The following is an 18,575-nucleotide window of genomic DNA, read 5'->3' as shown; positions in this document are numbered from 1 at the left end:
GCCTTCTATTCTACTTGATACCACTCATTTAATTTACGTGTTAGCTGTTTGACTCCCAAACCTTTCAACGATGAAAAAAGCTCAACACTAACATCACCACAAAAGGCTAAACTTGCTTCACGTATCTGCTTTAACGTTGCGTTTCGTGCACCTTGTTTAAGCTTATCCGCCTTGGTAAGCAATACGAGTACTGGCAATTCACTATCTACAGCCCAATAAATTAAATCTTGATCTAGGTCTTTCATTGGATGGCGAATATCCATCAACACAACCAAACCCACCAAACACTCACGCTTTTGCAAATATTCACCTAAAGACTTTTGCCACTTCTCTTTTATTGCAAGTGGCACTTTTGCAAAACCATAACCCGGTAAATCGACCAATTTTCGCTGCTCATCTAGCTCAAATAAATTGATTAACTGAGTGCGTCCCGGTGTTTTACTGGTTCGAGCTAAACCTTTCTGTTCAGTTAAACAATTTAGAGCACTTGATTTACCAGCGTTAGAACGCCCAGCGAATGCAACCTCAAAACCTTCATCTGTCGGTAAACTATGTATATCAGGTGCACTGGTCAAAAATTTTGCGTCTTGGTATTTCATTAAAGCTCTCCAAAAAATAATCCGCTAAGTTTACTCTGAATTAATCACAAATTCAGTTTGTTCAGGTTATTTATTGGCAAATTGAATTAAATCGTTCAAAATTAACAGATAGCAATTCAAACTAGCGGCAGGGAATGGACAATATAAAGCCACCAGCAACAGTTTCAGCAGAAGATCTTTCGAAACAAGCGTTAGCATGGTTAGACAAATACCAAATCGCACCAACACCAATTAACTATGCTGTGATATATGCCTGTTGCCATCCGAACAACCAGAGTTTACGTGACGAATTGCAACAAATTACCCAAAACAATCAAGTACCAGACAACTACCTGTTGGCTCAATTGCATGAAAAATACTTAGAAGAAAGTGCACACAATAACGATGAAACTTTGTCGGCAGTGCACAAAATCATTGTCGGTCTACAATTAGAGTGCGAAAAAAGTGAATCAAGTGTTGATCAATATCAGTCAACCTTACATAGTCATGCAAACAAACTTAAAATGTCGGATGCCCATCAGAGCCAAACTATCGTCAATTCAATACTGTCCGCAACAGAAAAAGTGCAGCACGCACAAAATGAATTTAAAGATAACATTCACGCATCGCATGCCAGTATAGAGTCGTTAAAGCAAAAATTAAAAACAGCGCAACAACAGGCACAAACAGATTCTTTGACCAACTTAGCCAATAGACGTGGAATGCAGACATTTCTAGCTAAACATTCACAATCAAACCACCTATCTGCTTTATTATTCGATATAGACAATTTTAAGCAACTCAATGACAGTTATGGTCATAGTATTGGCGACATTATTTTGCAAAAAGTTGCACAGCAGATAAGCAAAAACTTAGGCTCAGAACATATAGCAATCCGTTACGGCGGTGAAGAATTTTTAGTGCTTATGGTCAACCAAGATAGAGCCAAAGTATTTATGTATGCAGAGACAGTACGAGAAGCAGTTGAGAAACTTAAATTAGTGCATGGAAAAACACGTAAACGCTTGCCTAAGGTCACAATATCGGTAGGATTATCGTTAAATGCAAAACACCTTGCTATCAACGAAGTTATTGAACAAGCCGACACTGCACTTTACCAAGCCAAGAATAGCGGTAAAAACCGCGTATGTTTAGCAAGTTAACCATCTGGATATTTTATAATGCAACCTTTCGAAAAGCTGTTAACCGATTATTTTGCAGCAGAAAACAAACAGATACAAAAACAAGCCGAACAAAAACTTTGGGAGCAGTATGGAACCAAAGGCGCTGTGTTGATCATGGATATGTCAGGGTTTTCTTTAGTCACACAAAAGTATGGCATAGTTTATTACCTTTCTATGATCCATCGTATGCAACAAATCACTAAACCGACGATAGAAAAACACAGTGGTATAGTGGTTAAATTTGTCGCTGATAACGTGTTTGCCCGTTTTGAGTCTGCAGCTGATGCAATCAATGCAGTTGTAGAAATAAACCAGTTACTGGATATAGAAAACGCCAAAACGCCAGACGTTTGGGACATCCAAGTTGCCGCAGGTATTGATTATGGCGACTATTTATTAACTGACGAGTTGGATTATTTTGGTGATGTGGTTAATAAAGCCAGTAAGCTCGGTGAAGATGTTGCCCGAGGTGGTGAAATACTCATTACCGAAAATGCCTACAACAGCATAACCGAACCATCTAACTATCCAGTAGAAGCGCTAGAGTTTAATATCTCAGGTATTAAACTCCATACATTTTCAGTCTTGTATAAAAATGAATAAATCGGACACTTAAACTCGTGTAGCTTGGTGCAGCTGATTTAAAAAGTTTTGATACAGCTGCTCTCGCTCATTCAAACCATTGTTTCTTAAACAGGTTTCTAACGCTGCTGCTGCATCAGTTAACTGCGAAAAACCAAAATTTCCTGCACTACCTTTAATTCTGTGGGCAACTTTAGTTAACAGCGACCAATTATCCGCTTGTCGAGCATGTTTAACCATCTCTAACTCACAGTCTAAAGAAGACTTGTAATCTGCGATAAGCTTCTGGAACTCTTCACTGGCTAAATCAAATAAAGGTTCATCATCGTCGACCAAATCGGTTAAATATTTCGCTAACAAAGCATAAAAAGCTTCTGCTTCGACAGGTTTAGCTAAGTGGTCGTTAAAACCAGTGGTCAGATAACCATCCACTTCTTGTTTTAATGCATTTGCAGTTAAAGCTATGATAGGAATATCGTAGCCATTGGCACGGATCATACAGAGCGCTTCTACGCCATCCATATGCGGCATTTGAATATCCAGAAATATTAAATCAAAATCAAATAATAGTGCTTTTTCAACGGCTTGCTCACCATTTTCAGCTTCGGTTACTTGAATACCACTTTTTTCCAACCAGTAACGTATTAGCTTTCTATTATCTTCATGATCGTCGGCCAATAAAACTTTAGCCTGATATTGCGCAACTTGCTGATTCATCCTTTCTTTCGCTGTTGTGTTTTTTGGCACATAGTTTAACCAGTTAACTGGCTCGGGTACAGTAACTTGAATGTCAAAACTAAAACAACTGCCCTCACCCGGCACACTTTTTACCGCTATTTCACCGCCGAGACGATGAACCAATTGATTGGAAATATACAAACCTAGCCCTGTACCACCAAATTTTCGACTATGCGAATTATCCGCTTGATTAAATGCAGTAAATAGTTGATTTATTGCCTTTTTATCCATTCCTATCCCTGTATCTGTAATAGAAATGTGTAGGTGACCGCTAGATTTAATAAAGCACACTCTTAGGCTAACAACACCACCTTCAGGGGTAAACTTAATCGCATTATTTGTGAGGTTGAGTAATATTTGCCTTAATCTGGTTGGATCAGTTATTAACTGCTGTGGCAATGGCCATTGATAGTTAATATCCAGTTGCACGCCCTTTTCAGTTGCAACTCGCCTTTGGCTATGTTCAACCGTTTGTAATAAGTCAAATAAGTCTATTTGCAACATTTCCAACTCAAGTTTGCCGGCTTCTATCTTTGATAAATCCAATACGTCGTTGACGATTTTAAGCAGATGCAAACTATTGTTATTAATTGTTTTAACCGCGCTATCTTTTTGTTCTTGATTAAAACTAGGATCAAAATAAGATTGTGAATAACCCAGTATGGAGGTTAGTGGCGTGCGGATCTCATGGCTCATATGCGCTAAAAACTGCCGCTTAAATTGATTTGAGCGTGCTTCTTTATCCAACAAATTTGCTTTTTCTTTGTTGGTTTGCTCTAAAGCTTGCTCATATCTAAACAATCTACGGTTATTTTTTTCAAGTATTAAGGCCGCTAACCAACTAACAATAGCCCAAATAACCAGTAACACCATCACCCCTATATCAGCAGGTAACCAAACATCAAACATGCTAATCATCAGCACAGGGATAACAATGGATATAACCCCTGCATATAGTTGTACCCGTGCACCAATTTGCGCAATCACAAGCCCAATTAAAAACATTAAAACACTTGGCACAGTAAACAATTGATTGTCGGTCAAAATTGAATTGATATAGGTGATGAAAGTGGTTCCCGCAAGGGTATATATCAAATAGGATTGACGTAAATTTAACACAGCAAAACGACTAAAAGTCGCCAAACAAATCAAACACCAGATGGTTAGGTAAATTAATCTAGGCTCGGCGACTGTGTAAAAGAACTCAGCGGAAACAGTTGATGCGTAGAGTAAAAATAAGATTGGAACTATGCCACCAATCACATAGATATAACCAATAATGCCCCGCGCCCGACCTTCAAGCTGTTGTTGAAAACGCTGCTCCAATGGTTGAGCAAACCTTTCACTCAAAAAAAAGCTAAAGATCTTAGTCAGATTCATCCGCTGCGCGCTCCTAATAGCGGAGAATTTTGCATTTGATGATAAGTTTTTAGCCAATCTAAATATTCACCAATGGGCATAGGTTTAGCTAAAAAGAACCCTTGAGCTAGTTGAATATCTTGTTCCAACAAATATTGCAGAGTTACCTCATCTTCAACACCTTCAGCAACTATTTCAGCGTCTAGCGCTTTTGCCATAGCCTGAATTAAGTGAATGACAGACTGATTTAAATCGTCCAAACCAGCCTGCTGAATATAACAAGCATCGATTTTGACTTCTTTAATTGGTATGCGGCTTAATTCAGCCAATGCACTGCGCGCACTGGCAAAATCATCAATGCTCAAACCTACACCTTGCGCTCGTAGTTTTTCAACATTGAGATGTAACAATCCTATTTGTTCGAATAATTCTGCTTCGGATATTTCTAACAATAAACTTGAGCCAGGCAGACCATAATCAAGCAGGCTTTTTTCAACATGCTTAACGAAGTTTTCATTTACTAAATCAGTGGTACAGACGTTTATACAAATTTGGTGTTGTGGACTAATTTGCTGAATCAAGGTATTAGTTTGTAATGCTTCGCTTACCACCCAAAAAGACAAATCAGAAATAATGCCAGCGTCCTTGGCTAATGGAATAAAATCTAGGGGCTCAATTACACCATATTTAGGATGGATCCAACGCAATAAAACCTCGGCACCCACAACTGTTTTACTCGCTAACTGTAGCTTAGGCTGTAAGCACAAAGACAATTCATTGCCGGATATAAGTGCTTTTTTCAGGTCTTCTAATAGTTCCAATTTAAATTGAACTTCATTCGCCCTATCTTCAGCATAAACTAGTACAGGAAGCTGTTTGCGCTGAGCATCCACCACGGCAAAACTGGTATTTTCTAACAGCTGCATAATATCTTGGCTATGATGAGGGTAGATACTGGCTCCCATATGGCATTGAATGTTAACCAATGCCGAATGATATTCGATGGGCTGTTTAACGATATCTTGAACTTGTGCGGCTAAATCAGATAGAGCGACATGGGTGCCACGAAATGCCATAACCATAACACCATGGTCAAGTTGACCCAATTTTTGTGGTTCTAAATCAAGCATTTCAAATGTAACCGCCCGCCGCTGCAAACGCGCCCAAGCGTTCAATTGCTCAACACTGCGACACAAAACAGCGTTGGCGACTTTTAAACCCAGCTTTAACCTGATTTCATCTAAATTAGTTAACTTGAGTTGCACCAGGGTAAAACCAACTCTACTTTTAAAACTCTCTAATCCAAGTTGAACCAAATTTCTGTTGGGTAAACGCGTTAGTGGATCATGTGTGGCTAAATGGACCTTTTCGCGTTCAGTTTGTCTGAGTTTGTCTGCGAGCGCCAACGACATCAAAAAGGCTTCGAGCAAAATAGTGACTTCAATAAAAGTTTGGGTGAAATGAGTGCTAGGTATCACTTCCCACACTGCCAACTGGACTATGACAGAGCCTAAAATCAGCGGCACCCAAGAAGCAACGTAAAATCGCGCTATACGTACCCGTTTGTATAAACAATACACCCCGGCCGCAACACATATCAGGCCACCTAATGCTAGCCCAAATACCACGAAAGAAATAGTTACATGGATAGGCAAAGTTGTTGATATTAAAGTGGCTATGCCCAACATCCAACAAACAATGTGAATGATTTTATCTAAATAAAATGCGTGTCGTGCTGTTTCCAAAAAGTGAATGCAAAATAGCAGCGCAAATAAAATATCAAGTAAAACAAACGGAACCAACAGATAAGCGGCTTGGGTATATAAGGGAATACCCAAATATGACCACAAACCATACAGAGCACTGCGCCACACCACTAACGCAAGAATATAACCAGCGTACCAAATATAAGCTTGTCGCCGAACCGCAAAAAAGATAATTAAATTGTATAGTGCTAAACAAATTAATACGCCGAAAAATAGCCCCATAGTCAAAAATTCGATATGTGCGTGCTGTTGATATTCGACATAACTCCACAACACAGGTTTAAATGTGGTAGAGCTATTCTCCATGCGAATAAGCAGGGTATATTGAGTGTCTATTGAGGTAGATAGTTGATAAATAGGGCTATGATGTTTGATATCAAAAGGTTGTAGAACAAGCGCATCTGCAGGGGCTGAAGATTCAAAAAAGAACACGGAAACCCGTGATGCTTTGGCGCGTTTAAGCTCAAAAATATAATCACTGGCTTTTGTCGTGGAAAATTCGAAACTTATCCATGTAACACCTGGTTGCAAACCTGTATTGACATAATCACTGCCAATAATGGGCTGACGCTTAATCACATCGACGATTTCAGTATGTTGATAACCGTTAATTTGATCACGCATCATATAAGCCGTTTGACCTATAAAGATTTGGTTATTGTCAGGTGTTATTTCTATAGCTTGTGACGATACTGGAAATATCAGCGTAAAAGTGAACGCTAATATGTAAAGTAACACATACCTGCAGCAGCTAATTTTTTTTTTAGTCATTATTATTCATAGGCTCGTTTAAAGCCGTCTACAACTTCCTTAATTTCTACTTCAATTTCTCGCCCAGCATCACCTAATTCCATCACACGTTCGATACCGTTTTCAATCAGTTTAATTAAATAATTCTCTTGCTCTTCGCTCAAATCTAACACGTGTAGCGAAGATCTAACATCCAATATCAACATATCTATAATTTGATGTGTTTGTTTTTCAAATGAAGAAAACTTATCACTGAGTGAAAATAAAATTATTTCGATGTTTTTGATTAAAACCTCGGTCGATTCTTCATGGAGAATTTCTACCCATTTGCTTTCAAGTCCTTCAATGAGAGCTGCGAGTAAATCATTGTAGCGACCATAAGTTACTTCATCTTCTAACGGCATATTTTTGATCAACACAGAAACGTGTTTATCATTCACCATAGTGCGGCTTTTAAAATGGTATAAACGTCCAGCATCCGACAACATTTCAAATAAATTATCTTCAATTGGACTACATAACTGACCAGCCGCTCGATAACTTGCCTTGGAGCGCGCTGAACGAAACTGGATACATGCGGAGAGTTGCAAGTTATCCATTAAACCAAAAAACATTTCAATCAGCTGGTTTTGTGAGGTGCAAGTGAAGGTATCTTTAAAAAAGCGCAAAATAGCACCATATTGTGAAGCTTCAGTCATGGACTGAAATGCCATATTACGTGCCATTTCTTCCTGAACGGTTAAGTTATTTTTGCTCTCTTGATAGCGGCGCATGGTCCGTAATTTAGCCAGCAATTCACCGTAAGCAATAGGTTTTGCGATAAAGTCATCACCACCGGCTGCAAAAGCTTTTAATCTCTGCTCTTTATTATCCGCACCAGAAATGAACAATACCGAAAAATCTTTTTCTGAGGTTTCTTTGATATTTTGACAAATTTCATAACCATTTTTATATGGCATGTTTACGTCAAGCAGAACAATGTCAGCATCAATCTTTGCAAACTCATCCAAAAACAATTTGGCATTGGTAAAAGGAATGAAGTTAAATTCTTCCGACAAAATATCGGTCAAAATTTCGATAAAATCTAAGTCATCATCAAGCGCGACTATGGTAAAACAGCCCTCGGTAGCTTGGTTGTGTTTATCAGTTAAATAACTCGGATTGGCTTTAATCCATTTCTTAAACTCGTCGGCAGGCATAGGTTTAGCGTAATAAAAACCCTGCCCTTCATCGCAACCAGCCTGTTGCAAATAATCAATTGCGCCTTGGTCTTCAATACCTTCTGCCACAACACGAATACCGAGTTTGTGCGCCATTTCGACCGTTGATTCAATAATGGTTCTTGACTGCACTCTAGACTGAAAGTTAGATACAAAACTTTTGTCTATCTTCAGCTCATTAAATGGCAAGGTTTGTAACTGCTGAACAGATGAATAACCTGTTCCAAAATCATCAATAGATAAACTAAATCCTTTCATACGAATGCGCGTGAGTATTTCCATTAAGATAGAAATATCATCGGCAAGTGCACTCTCAGTTAACTCAACAATGACATGCTGTGGTAGCACACCATGTTGTTCGGCCAAGTCGCTTAGGTAATCAGGAAAATCCAGCTCATGTAATGCTCTGGCAGAGTAATTAAACGAAACATGTAACAACAATCCTTTGCTGTTCCATTCATTAATTTGTGGGAATATTTTTTCAACTAAACATTTAGTCAGTGGCTCAATTAATTCATTGTCTTCCGCGAGTTTGATAAACACCGTTGGTGGAATTTGTTGGCCATCAGCTAGCGTCCATCTAGCAAGCGATTCAACCCCAACTAGCTTTTTAGTTTTTAAGGAAAACCTTGGTTGATAAAAAACTTGAATTTGTTTGTTTTCAATCGCTAATCTAAGCTCTGGTAACAAATTACTGTCTTGTGGTTGATTCGGTCGAGTTTCAACTAAAGCTAAACCAGGTGACACAGAGCCGGTTTCATCACCTCGTAATAAAGTTAACAAGTCATCTAACGAAAATGGTTTAGACAAAGGCCTAGACATATTTAGCCCATAGTTTTCACCTAATTGATGGGCTGAATTAATCACAGAGCGATCACAGCCAGAAGCAATGACCACTAAACCTTGGTAAGTTTGTTCTTTTAAGAATCGCAGCAGTTGAATGCCATCTGGCCCCGGCACGGTTAAGTCAAGAATGACAACATCATAATCACTGACGGTTTGTGATTTAACATCATAACCATTATCTACCACAGTTATTGATGCATGTGCCATTTCGGCAGCGTCACGCACATACTCAGCAAACAACTCGTCATCATCTATAAGCAATACCTGACGCATTCCTAAACCCTTCCTTATTCAGATTATTTTGCGGTCAGCTCTTATTGATTCTATTTATCGCTAAACCATTTAACTTTCACTAGTGCAAACTTAAGCAATACCACATCCTCTAAAAATTTGCTTAAGCGAAATTTGAGTATAGTTCACAAATAAAAATTACTCTTAATGATTAATGCAACATTTGCTGCATTTGATTGAGTAATTCTTTTTTTCTAAAAGGTTTATTAATTATTGGGATATCAGCGAGCTCTTGTTTATCACTCAAACGGTTGTCGGTATAACCACTCATAAATATTATGGTTGATTGTGGTTTTTGTTTGAGGACTTCACCAGCAAATTGAGCACCATCGAGCTGACCAGGCATAACTAAATCACTAAGGATAATGTCAAAGTCTTGATTTTGTGCGAGGGCTAAGCCAGATTCTCCAGAGTCTGCTGTTTCCACTTCCAACCCATAAATTTTCAAAAATTCAGATAATAACTGTAATATAGGTTTTTCGTCGTCAACAACGAGTACCCGCTTTCCACGGAATGTTTGTTCAAAATCCATATTGACCGCCTTGGCTACTTTTGGTTTGTTAGAATTGGTTTGTTTATAATCTATAACAGGAAAATAAATTTTAAAACAACTTCCCTGCCCGAGTCGAGATTCAACATTAATATATCCTCGACAACTCTTAACAAAATTATAAGCTAAGCTTAAACCCAAGCCACTACCTTTTTTACCTTTTGTTGTATAAAAAGGTTGAAAGATGTTCTGCAATGTCTGCTCATCCATACCTACACCTGAATCTTCAATCGACAAACACACGTGTTCACCTGGTACCAATTCAGTTGCAAATACCTGATCAGAATCTAAAAAAAGATTCTGTGCTGATACTTTAATCTTGCCACCTTCCGGCATAGCATCATTGGCGTTGATACATAAATTGATTAAGGTATCTAACAAATGATGAGGGTCGATATTGACCCAACGTAGCTCTTGCGGCAAATCAAACTCAATCTGCACAGGCCCTTTGGCTATGTCCTTTAATAACTCAGCATGTTCGTTAATCAATAAAGACAGGTTAACCGGCTCAGCATCACTCTCATCAATACGTGACATCCGCGATAGCCTGTTGGTTAATTGCCGCCCTCGCTCAACCCCTTTCAACGCCGATTGAGTTCGTTTAACCACAGACTCATCATCTGCTTTTTTGATTTGTAAAATTTCTAAATGACCTGAAATCACATTGAGTATGTTATTTACATCATGGGCTATGCCACCCGCTAAATGAGATAAAGCATCAAGACGCGTGTTTTTGTGCGCAAGTGACTCAGCAATTTTTACTGCGGTCAGATCTTGTATTAATCCAACAAAAGCTATGTCGTTTTCTTCGAGAGTTTGCACATTTGGCATAACAGAAACAGACAGGCGCATCGAAAAGGCTTCACCATTTTTACGCACAGCGGTGAGCTCTCGTTCAGCGTTAATGACATAGGTGTGACCTGTGTTTAAATATCTATGGATAAAGCCGTTATGATGGTGAGCAATTTCATCTGGCATAAATATCGCGACATTTTTGCCAATAATTTGCTCTTTGCTATAACCAAAACACTTTTCGGCAGCTTTATTAATAAATTGCACAGAACCATTCTTGCTAATTGCAATAATTGGCTCTCCGATGTTTTCTATTATGCCTGTGATGAGATTTTGTTGGGAATTTGACGGCTCAGCTGGTTGAATCTTAATTACACCATGTAGTTCATCCCCAGTAGATTTAACAACGTATTCGGCTTGATGTTTTACTTTAATTAGCTTGTCGGCAACCACTAATCGATAATCAAGACTAAAGCCTGATTTGTCGTGAAGCGCACGTTTATATGCTTCAACAAATTTACCTTGGTCTTGTGGATGAATACATTTTAATTCACCGGTAAAACTTAGCGGTGTGTTATCGTTTAGCTGGTAAAGCTGATACATTTGCTCAGACCATTCAACACGTCCTGTCTCAACAAACTTTACATAAAAGGCCACTGGTGCAGTTTGGTTTAAAAGTTTTATGTGATACTCGCTGATCTTTCCATCATCAGAAATAGTTGCTGGCATATACCCTGTTAGTTCCTTGTTTTTAATGACTGATTTGAGTATAGCCGAAAGTACTTGGCTGTCATTTTTTAACCTATACTAAATTTATCAACTCAGGAGAAGGATAGGAACACTCACATATGCCCAACAAATACCATCAAATAGTGCTGCTTATTGTGTTATTGCTCACACTCAATAACAAAGCACAGGCAAATGTACTGGTATTGCTGGCGCACCCAGATGATGAAACTTGGTTAAGTGGCAGCATAGCTAAACTCAGCCAAACACAACAAGTTCACTTAGTGTATGCCACTTCAGGTGGTGCAGGGAAAGATAGAACAGGTTTAAAACGCCAAGGCCAAACACTTGCCAAAGCACGCGAAAATGAAAGTGAATGTGCAGCAAAACAGTTAAATGCTCAAGCTCACTTTCTAAAGTTAGACGATAAAAACTTAGAATTGTATGAAGTAGAGCTTATAGACCAGTATCAAAGGTTATTTGAACAAATTAAACCTAAGCTGCTGATCACTTTTGCTCAAGACGGTATAACTGGCCACAAGGATCATATCTTCATTGGCAATACAGTGAAAAAATTCTGGTTAACTCAAACGAATAGCAACAGCCAATTGTGGCAGGTGGTCGTGTCAGAAACACGTGCAACTATCGCACAACAGATAGCAACACAAGCGAATTATCCACAACCCATTCGAAAACCTGTAGCAACAGACTCAATAAATTTAACCATCAAAGTGCGCGAACAACATCAGCCAAGAGTTACAGCCTTTGCTTGTTATCCAAGTCAATTCCCCCAAGGTTTGCAACAAATATGGCAAATATTTGTTGCCAAAACCCCTTACGAAGAATTTATTCAAGTTAGCCGGTAGAACGCAAGTTGATATCCTGAGTTTAGGTTATTCAATAATGGTTGAATAAAAAAGCGTGTCGATTGGCTTCGCGCAGCACAAAAATGCCCATGCCACAGATAATGGCAAACAAACCAACAAAGGCCATCAAATCCACCCCACTAATATAGGCAAAACAGCCGATAATAATGTATGCAAATGGCAAACTTTCATAGATAAACGCCGGCAGTTTATGCGGTTGTGTAGTTGGTGAATCTGTGCGTCTATAGTTAGAGCGTTTTACTAACATCCAGCTAGACAGCAACATTAATAACGCTGCCCAAAGGTAGAAGTTTTCTAACTGAAAAATAAAACTACATAGTGAAAAGGCAAAGAGTGCAAATGGTAGGGGTTCGTAGATAAAGCGCGGTAACATGCTAAGTGCCTCCATATAAATGGTAACAACTTAAGCATGCACCTAATTGGCTATTTTTTCAACAACCAGATAAATTTGTTTAGTCTAGATCCATAAAAGCAAATGCATCAGCAAAGATATTGTCTTTGTTTAGGCCTTGATTCAAAAAGGCTTTGCGAGCTTTACCAACCATTTCAAAGCGACCGGCACTATAAACTTGATAATTTTGCATAGATGGAAAATCAGCCAATACAGCATCAATCACATTGCCAGTTCGACCTGACCAATCATCATTTGGGTTTTCTATGACAGGTATAAACTTAAATTGTTCTGAGTTGTGCTGCTGCCAAAACTCTAACTCATATGCAGCTGCTTGATTGCGCAAACCCCAATATAAATATACAGGTGCAGCAAACTGATTCGCCAGCAAGGTTAAAGCAATTGAACGAGCATAACTAAAACCTGTACCACCCGCCATCAGAATGATAGGTTGATTTTTATTTGCTCTTAGGCCAGCGTCACCTGATGGCCCAGCGATAGTTACTTGTTTATTTTCTTGCAAATGCTGTATAGCTGCTGAGGTGTAGTCATCATGAACTGAACCACCAATTTGCAACTCAATATATTGGTTGTCAACCGGCGAATTTGCGATAGAAAAGGCTCTTTTATCGCTTTCTGATAATATCAATTCGATATATTGCCCAGCAGTAAAAGCAAATGGTTGCGCTGGTTTAAGTTTTACTGACTGCACAAAGTCAGTTAACGGGCGAATTTCAACAACTTCACATTGATGTAGAATCATGAACAATCCTGATAATTCAAAAGCGCAAGGCTGACGTCTGTCAATGGGTAAGCAATACATGCGTATACTAAGCCCTTAGCTTGCTCTTCTTCAGTAAATATTAACGGTAAATCACCATAGCTTACCTTTCCAGACAACAACTTACAATGACAGCTAGTACATGTGCCTTGCAAACATTGATAAGGAAAGTCTATGTTGTGTCGAATAGCGGCTTCAACAATAGTTTCCAAGGGCTCAACCTCATATTCTATTGTACTTGTACCATCGGCCAACACTAAGCTAACTGAATAACATTGCACGGTTTTTTACCCAAATTCTAAACTCACTGACTTAGTCTGTTAGTTTAGTCTAAATCTAGATCGGACCAAATTTGGTCAACTTTATCTTTTATTTCTTGATCCATCTCGATTTGTGTTCCCCACTCCCGACTGGTTTCGCCAGGCCATTTATTGGTTGCATCTAGTCCCATTTTTGAACCTAAACCAGAAACTGGCGACGCAAAATCAAGATAGTCAATTGGTGTATTGTCTATCATGGTTGTATCGCGAATAGGGTCCATACGCGTAGTTATCGCCCAAATCACATCTTGCCAATCGCGAGCATTAATATCATGGTCACAAACAATAACAAATTTGGTGTACATAAACTGGCGTAAAAACGACCAAATACCTAACATCACCCGCTTCGCATGTCCTGGATATTGCTTTTTAATGGTGACAACAGCCAATCGATACGAACAGCCTTCTGGCGGCAAATAAAAATCGACTATCTCAGGAAACTGTTTTTGTAAAATAGGTACAAATACTTCATTTAGTGCAACACCCAAAACAGCAGGTTCATCAGGTGGACGGCCTGTATATGTGCTGTGATAGATAGGATCTTTACGCATTGTAATATGGGTAACAGTAAATACTGGGAACATATCGGTTTCGTTGTAATAACCAGTATGGTCGCCGTACGGCCCTTCTTCAGCCATTTCACCTGGCTGTAAATATCCTTCTAAAACAATTTCAGCACTCGCCGGTACTTGTAGATCGTTAGAGATACAATTCGCCACTTCACTGCTATTGCCACGCAGCAGTCCTGCAAATGCGTATTCAGACAAGGTATCCGGCACTGGGGTAACCGCACCTAAAATAGTTGCAGGATCCGCCCCTAACGCAACGGATACAGGAAAAGGTTCATCAGGGTGTTGCTGCTGCCATTCGAGATAATCTAATGCGCCACCACGATGGGATAACCAGCGCATAATCACTTTATTTTTACCCAAAAGTTGCTGACGATATATCCCAAGATTTTGGCGCTTTTTATTCGGCCCTTTAGTAACTGTTAGACCCCAAGTAATCAAAGGTGCCACATCACCCGGCCAACAATGTTGAATCGGTAACTTAGTCAAATCAACCTCATCACCACTTATAACAACTTGTTGGCAATCTGGTTTTTTAATCACCTTAGTCGACATATTCAGTACCTGTTTATACACAGGTAACTTGCTTAACGCATCTTTAAAACCTTTTGGTGGTTCGGGCTCTTTGAGCATAGCAAGCAGTTGGCCAACTTCACGCAAAGCTTCAACAGACTCTTGCCCCATGCCCATAGCAACACGTTCAGGTGTGCCAAACAGGTTAGCTAATACAGGTATGTCGTATCCGATTGGATTTTCGAATAACAAAGCTGGTCCACCAGCACGTAAAACCCTGTCACTAATTTCTGTCATTTCTAACTGAGTAGACACAGGATATTTGATGCGTTTGAGTAGATTTTTTTCTTCTAATTGCGCGATAAAATCGCGCAAGTCTTTATATTGCATATTTAAAGCAACCGGTTATTTAGCTCAATCTATTTCGACATTGTAACAAGTTTATCTGCAACAAATTAACTAAATTCAGTGCAAGCTGCAGTATTTTGACATAAGCTTTGAATGTAAATAATCAAAACTAACACAGCATAACCACAGCCTAATTTCATGCAGACATCACAACGGCTAATTTTATTAAATTTAACCACCTGCTTTTTGTACTTTATAGCAGCCAAACTCGGCTTGCTTTTAGCAATACCACCAGGTTTTGCCAGCGCTATGTGGCCAGCAGCAGGCGTGGCGCTTGCACTGGTATTAGTATGGGGCCGAGGTATATTGCCTGGTGTATTTATAGGCTCAACTTTAGCTAACCTAACGGTAGTGCAATCAATCTCATCAGCGAGCATGCTGTTTGCAATCTTGCTCGGCACTGGTGCTATGTTACAAGCGGCTTTTGGTTATAAACTCCTTAACAAACAAATTCGTAGTGGTGAATGGTTAGTATCCATTAGCCGTATCCGACTATTTTTATTAAAAGCCGGGCCATTAAGCTGTTTAGTGTCTGCTAGTGTTGGTGCCCTTAGCTTATTAAGCTTCTCTTATATCAACATTGTTGATGTGCCCTTTACTTGGTTTACATGGTGGGTCGGTGATTTACTCGGCAGCTTGTTTGTTGGCCCTATTACTTTGGTGATCTTTAATCGGCATAAACTGAAATTGCACAAAAAGCTTTACCAAGTAATCACTCCGTCAATTATGGTGTTGGCTTTAGTCATAATTGTATTTGCCTTTAACCGGGCTGAACAAAGCCAAGTACCACAACAAGCTTTATTAAAAGAGTCAAACCAAGTAGCGACCGCACTTGTCAATGAAATAGCTCGTTACCAAGCTTATGCAAGGGCATATTCAGGTTTGTTTGCGAGCCAAAAACACATTAGCCAGCAAGAGTTTGATGATTTTTCTCAACAAGTCATCTTACAACAAGACGCTATTTTTGCTGTAGCTTGGATGCCAAAACTACCACGCAGTAACAAACAAGATTTTTTAGCAAAAATGCGCGAGAGCCAAGAAAACTTTCACATTCAAACCATAGATTATTCAGTGCTACCGCACATCTACCCAATAACTTACATCTATCCAGACAGCCCCTTTATTAGCCGAATGTTAGGGTTAGATCTAGGCTCAGAACAATTACGTTCGCATGCACTCATTCGCGCAGAAAAACTAGCCAAAAGCACAATTACTGCTCCTATATTATTTCAGTATCAACAAGGTGCTGAACCGGCATTTTTTATTTTCACACCTATCATTGAAAATCAGCTAGTAACTGGCCATTGCGTGCTTATAATTCCTTCTAGCCAATTATTAACCAACCTATTGGAAAGATATTTAAATGAACACGCAAGCGTAGAATACAAAGTGGATTTAACCACTAATAATGGTGTAGTTCTCTTCCAGCAAAGCCCAGAGAAAAACGTTGATATCCTCCAAGTTGAACAGATCAATATTTTGGATCAGGTTTGGCAATTGCAAATAGGCACAAGTAGCTCAGAGTTTATTGCCAAAAAAGATTGGAGTAGTTGGTTAATCTTGGTCGTAGGTGTTGTATTAACCATTATGTTGCAAACCTTTATTTTGTGGTTAACCAGCAGCCACACCTTTGTAGAACGCCAAGTAAAATTAAAAACTAGGGAGCTAAACAGAGAAAAAATCAAAGCTGAACAAGCAACGATTCAAAAAACCTACTTTTTAGCCAATATGAGTCATGAACTTAGGACGCCGCTCAATGCAATTTTAGGTTTGAGTAATATGTTGGTAAAAACGCCCTTGTCGAACGAACAATCGAGTTTGTTAAGTAAAATGCAACAAGCGTCTAAGTCCTTATTATCGTTAATTAGCGATATATTAGACGTATCGAAAATAGAAACAGGCAATATAGAGTTAGAAATTAGCCCATTTTCGATTAGAAAATTAACCTCTAAGATTAAGGATTTGTTCGAAAGCCAAGCAAACTTAAAAAACCTCGCATTCAAAGTTGAATACCAAGGCAATGGCAGTGATTGGCTAGTTGGTGACGAACACAGATTGCAGCAAATTTTATTTAATTTATGTAGCAATGCACTTAAGTTCACAGAAACTGGAGGTGTAACTGTCCGCATAACTAATAACAGAGATACGAATCAAACCAATGCAAACACACTGTTATTTGAAGTTATAGATACCGGCATTGGCATAGATGAAAATAGAGTTGCCAGCATTTTTAAATCTTTCACCCAAGCTGACGCGAGCATTACCCGCAAGTACGGGGGTACAGGTTTAGGCCTAGCAATCAGTAAAACACTTGTTGAATTAATGGATGGACAACTGCAATGTCGTAGCCAAACAGGTATAGGTACGCAGTTTTGGTTTGAATTAAGCTTTAAATCAGCCGTGCAACAAGCGGTAAAAACACCACAAGTGCCAGCGGAACAACAACTCAAACAGATACTGAATGGTTCTATGGTGCTAATAGCTGAAGACAACGAGATTAACCAACAGATAATTGCTTTTCATATGGAATCATTAGGCGCAGAATTGACCTTAGTTGAGAACGGCTTGCAAGCCGTTAATGCTGTTAAACAATGCACTTATGATTTAATTTTAATGGACATTCAGATGCCAGAATTAGATGGTATTCAAGCAAGCAAACAAATACTCCAACATGAAAATGGCATGGATGTACCCATTGTCGCGCTTAGTGCAAATGTCTCAGTGGAAGATAAACAAGCTTGTTTTGATGCAGGCATTTTGGCACACATTCCAAAACCATTTGAGTTATCTGTTTTGCACTCTACCCTACTGAATGTTTTGTCGAACAAACTATAGAGATTTGATTTATGGCCGCACAGTTTGAATTTACCAAAACTTTGCTAACGGATTTATTTACCAATCATACCATTACACAACTAGATACTAAGCAGGCTAAACTTTTGCTGGATGTGATCCAAGTTTGTGCGCTTAACATACAAAATGAACAAGGGTTAAATTCGGCGCTGACGCTGCTAGAAAGCTTAAGCGAAATAGATTGCGAACAAAACGCCTTATTAGCATTAGTGTTAGATAAGCTCATTCAGCATATTGAAGTATATCAAGCCCAGGGTGATTTAACCGCGAATAAAAAACTCGCCGCGTTAATGCGCCAGCATAATACCAAACAAAAAGATTTGAGCCATATAGTGCCACAAAGCATTATTTCCGAACTGGTTAATGGTAAAAGGCAGTTAACTTTGCGCCATATGCAAGCATTTGCTGATTTCTATAAAGTGCCTGTGCAATATTTTATCTAATATACAGGTCTATTAAACGGTAGATTTT

At 39.0% G+C, this 18,575-nt stretch carries 14 protein-coding genes; 5 read left to right on the top strand and 9 right to left on the bottom strand.

The window, feature by feature from the left end:
• Window positions 1–5: 5 nt before the first annotated feature.
• On the bottom strand, window positions 6–599 hold the full coding sequence (gene yihA, locus ACMZOO_RS09515) for a ribosome biogenesis GTP-binding protein YihA/YsxC (RefSeq protein ID WP_440903132.1): 594 nt from the start codon (window positions 597–599) through the stop codon (window positions 6–8).
• Between the two features lie 134 nt (window positions 600–733).
• On the opposite strand from yihA, the gene ACMZOO_RS09510 reads away from it, so the two are divergent.
• Window positions 734–1,741 (top strand): GGDEF domain-containing protein, encoded by a 1,008-nt coding sequence (locus ACMZOO_RS09510; protein WP_440903131.1) that lies wholly within the window; start codon window positions 734–736, stop codon window positions 1,739–1,741.
• Window positions 1,742–1,759: 18 nt separating this feature from the next.
• Window positions 1,760–2,365: an adenylate/guanylate cyclase domain-containing protein gene (locus ACMZOO_RS09505; RefSeq protein ID WP_440903130.1), complete on the top strand. Its 606-nt coding sequence runs from the start codon at window positions 1,760–1,762 to the stop codon at window positions 2,363–2,365.
• Between the two features lie 9 nt (window positions 2,366–2,374).
• On the opposite strand, the gene ACMZOO_RS09500 is transcribed toward ACMZOO_RS09505, so the two are convergent.
• From ACMZOO_RS09500 to ACMZOO_RS09485, 4 genes are all read right to left on the bottom strand, one after another.
• Window positions 2,375–4,462 carry an ATP-binding protein gene (locus tag ACMZOO_RS09500; RefSeq protein WP_440903129.1) on the bottom strand — a complete coding sequence of 696 codons (2,088 nt, stop codon included), beginning with the start codon at window positions 4,460–4,462 and terminating at the stop codon, window positions 2,375–2,377.
• Window positions 4,459–6,945 (bottom strand): EAL domain-containing protein, encoded by a 2,487-nt coding sequence (locus ACMZOO_RS09495; protein ID WP_440903128.1) that lies wholly within the window; start codon window positions 6,943–6,945, stop codon window positions 4,459–4,461. The genes ACMZOO_RS09500 and ACMZOO_RS09495 overlap by 4 nt, the downstream gene beginning before the upstream one ends.
• 35 nt (window positions 6,946–6,980) lie before the next feature.
• Window positions 6,981–9,296 (bottom strand): EAL domain-containing protein, encoded by a 2,316-nt coding sequence (locus tag ACMZOO_RS09490; protein ID WP_440903127.1) that lies wholly within the window; start codon window positions 9,294–9,296, stop codon window positions 6,981–6,983.
• 169 nt (window positions 9,297–9,465) lie between these two features.
• Window positions 9,466–11,385, bottom strand: coding sequence for a hybrid sensor histidine kinase/response regulator (locus tag ACMZOO_RS09485; protein ID WP_440903126.1), 1,920 nt, complete (start codon window positions 11,383–11,385; stop codon window positions 9,466–9,468).
• A 119-nt stretch (window positions 11,386–11,504) separates the two neighbouring features.
• Between ACMZOO_RS09485 and ACMZOO_RS09480 the strand changes: the two genes are divergently transcribed.
• Window positions 11,505–12,248, top strand: a complete 744-nt coding sequence (locus ACMZOO_RS09480; protein ID WP_440903125.1) for a PIG-L deacetylase family protein — start codon at window positions 11,505–11,507, stop codon at window positions 12,246–12,248.
• Window positions 12,249–12,279: 31 nt separating this feature from the next.
• Here ACMZOO_RS09480 and ACMZOO_RS09475 read toward each other — a convergent pair whose 3' ends face one another.
• From ACMZOO_RS09475 to ubiD, 4 genes are all read right to left on the bottom strand, one after another.
• Complete coding sequence (locus tag ACMZOO_RS09475) at window positions 12,280–12,642, bottom strand: hypothetical protein (protein WP_440903124.1); 363 nt, start codon at window positions 12,640–12,642, stop codon at window positions 12,280–12,282.
• A 79-nt stretch (window positions 12,643–12,721) separates the two neighbouring features.
• The gene (gene fre, locus ACMZOO_RS09470; RefSeq protein ID WP_440903123.1) at window positions 12,722–13,423 is read right to left on the bottom strand and encodes an NAD(P)H-flavin reductase; all 702 of its coding nucleotides are present in this window, start codon (window positions 13,421–13,423) and stop codon (window positions 12,722–12,724) included.
• Window positions 13,420–13,722, bottom strand: coding sequence for a 2Fe-2S iron-sulfur cluster-binding protein (locus ACMZOO_RS09465; RefSeq protein ID WP_440903122.1), 303 nt, complete (start codon window positions 13,720–13,722; stop codon window positions 13,420–13,422). Before ACMZOO_RS09465 ends, fre begins: the two co-directional genes overlap by 4 nt.
• Window positions 13,723–13,766: 44 nt before the next feature.
• The gene (ubiD, locus tag ACMZOO_RS09460) at window positions 13,767–15,233 is read right to left on the bottom strand and encodes a 4-hydroxy-3-polyprenylbenzoate decarboxylase (protein ID WP_440903121.1); all 1,467 of its coding nucleotides are present in this window, start codon (window positions 15,231–15,233) and stop codon (window positions 13,767–13,769) included.
• 156 nt (window positions 15,234–15,389) lie between these two features.
• Between ubiD and ACMZOO_RS09455 the strand changes: the two genes are divergently transcribed.
• Together ACMZOO_RS09455 and ACMZOO_RS09450 are read left to right on the top strand one after the other, a co-directional pair.
• Window positions 15,390–18,086, top strand: coding sequence for an ATP-binding protein (locus tag ACMZOO_RS09455; protein WP_440903120.1), 2,697 nt, complete (start codon window positions 15,390–15,392; stop codon window positions 18,084–18,086).
• A gap of 11 nt (window positions 18,087–18,097) precedes the next feature.
• On the top strand, window positions 18,098–18,547 hold the full coding sequence (locus tag ACMZOO_RS09450; protein ID WP_440903119.1) for a helix-turn-helix domain-containing protein: 450 nt from the start codon (window positions 18,098–18,100) through the stop codon (window positions 18,545–18,547).
• Window positions 18,548–18,575 lie beyond the last annotated feature (28 nt).

It is taken from the genome of Catenovulum sp. SX2, assembly GCF_052056295.1.
GTDB lineage: Bacteria > Pseudomonadota > Gammaproteobacteria > Enterobacterales > Alteromonadaceae > Catenovulum.
This window is presented reverse-complemented; position numbering and strand designations above follow the sequence as displayed.